This window comes from Streptomyces sp. NPDC005423 (genome assembly GCF_040606415.1).
GTDB lineage: Bacteria > Actinomycetota > Actinomycetes > Streptomycetales > Streptomycetaceae > Streptomyces.
Genome location: NZ_JBEXET010000109.1, coordinates 1 through 1,688 on the forward strand (window position 1 = coordinate 1; position 1,688 = coordinate 1,688).

The window sequence follows — 1,688 nt, forward strand, 5'->3', positions numbered from 1 at the left end:
AGAAGCCGTCCCCTTACCGAACTTGATCGCTGACTTTCCGCTGGTCAGGCATGGTCTCCGGGATTCTGCGGAAGGCTCGGTGCGTCATGGTCGTCATGGTCGTCGTGGTCGTCGTGGTTGCGGAGGTGTCGGGTGCCGTCGGTGATGGGGTTGCTGGAGGAGCGGGAGCTGGGGGCCCGGCAGCGGGTGGAATCGCTGCGGGAGGAGGCGGATCGGGTGCTGGCCGCGCTGCGGGACGCGGAGCTCGCGTGGGAACGCTTCGTGATCACGCGGGAGACGCTGGAGGAGGTGCTCGCCCCGCCTGGCGAGCCCGAGGTGCCGGAGCCTTCCGGCGGGCAGGTGGTGGTGCCGGGGCCCGCGGCCGGCCCGGTGGTGGCTGGTTCGGTGGTGCCGGTCTGGCGTGAGGGACTGGGCGTCCCGGCGTTGTCGGTGGACTACCAGCGGATCATGACGGTTCTGTCCGACCGGGAACGCAACGGCGAGGACGAGGCGTTGGTCTGCAAGGAGATCGCCGGTGTGCTGGGCCTCGACGAGACGGCGGCGAAGGTCGAGGGTGTGCGTTCGAAGGCGAACCGCCTGGTGGCGCGGGGCTGGCTGGTCAAGGACGTGCGGGGACGGTTCCGGCTCGCCGACGGCGTGCGAGGCGACGGCTCATGACCATGGTCATCGAGAACAGGATCATCGCCTCGGCGCTGTCCGCGCGGGTTTCGTAGTCGCGAGCCAGCCGGCGTGAGCGCATCAGCCATCCCAGCGTGCGCTCCACCACCCAACGTCGCGGGAGCACTACGAACCCCTTGATGTCGTCGGTGCGCTTGACGACCTGCAGCACCAGGTTCAGCACGGTGGCGGCCCAGGTGACCAGCGACCCGGTGTAACCGCCGTCGGCCCAGATCAGCTTCAGCCGGGAGAACCGGGCCCGCAGCCGGGGCAGCAGGATCCGGGCTGCATCCCGCTCCCCGGTACTCGCCGGGGTGACCAGCACGTCCAGGACCAGACCGATGCAATCGGTGACCAGGTGCCGGCGACGCCCGTTGATCAGTTTCCCACCGTCGAACCCCCGGCTCGCCGCGGGGACGTTCGCGGCCGCCTTCACCGACTGTGCGTCGATGATCCCCGCCGACGGTTCGGCGTCCCGCCCGGCCGCCTCCCGGGTCCTGGCGCGCAGCCGGTCGTGGAACTCCTTGACCAGCTGGATGTCGCGCCAGCGGGCGAAGAACGCGTACACCCGCTTCCAGCAGGGGAAGTCCACCGGCATCGAGCGCCACTTGATGCCGTTGTCGACCAGATAGCGAATCGCATCGAGTATCTGCCGGTGGCAGTAGCCCTCGGGCTGACCACCCTTGCCCCGCATCCAGCCGGGCACCGGCAGCATCTCCCGTACCACGGCCCACTCGGCGTCCGTCATGTCCGAGTTGTAGGCGGGCACCCGTTCGGGCTGATCAGAGGCATTCCCGAACCGGTGAGCGAGGCAATCGCACGACACGACGGCCGAGTTGAACTCACCGGACACGGCGACGTACAACTGTGACAACAGGGCCTCCTGGGACAGTTCGGTTCGTTTCGCAACCCCGAACTACCAGAAGGCCCTGTCTTCATGCCTGCATCAAACGAAGATCACCCGATCCGGACGCCGACCTCGAAAGCCCGTCCGACCGACACACTCCAAGACCGGTAAGAGGACGGCTTCT

2 protein-coding genes are annotated in these 1,688 nt (G+C 68.1%); one reads left to right on the top strand and one right to left on the bottom strand.

From position 1 onward, the window contains the following. Window positions 1-132: 132 nt before the first annotated feature. A complete protein-coding gene (locus ABZT12_RS39295; RefSeq protein ID WP_356394662.1) occupies window positions 133-657 on the top strand; it encodes a hypothetical protein in 525 nt (174 codons plus the stop codon). Here the strand turns inward: ABZT12_RS39295 and ABZT12_RS39300 are convergent. After that, on the bottom strand, window positions 599-1,405 hold the full coding sequence (locus ABZT12_RS39300) for an IS5 family transposase (RefSeq protein WP_356394665.1): 807 nt from the start codon (window positions 1,403-1,405) through the stop codon (window positions 599-601). The two genes, ABZT12_RS39295 and ABZT12_RS39300, sit on opposite strands and share 59 nt — an antisense overlap. Window positions 1,406-1,688: the final 283 nt, after the last annotated feature.

Excerpts from the sequence above, each read along its gene's own strand:
- ABZT12_RS39300 (WP_356394665.1), bottom strand. The coding sequence starts at position 1,405 with ATGACGGACGCCGAGTGGGCCGTGGTACGGGAGATGCTGCCGGTGCCC.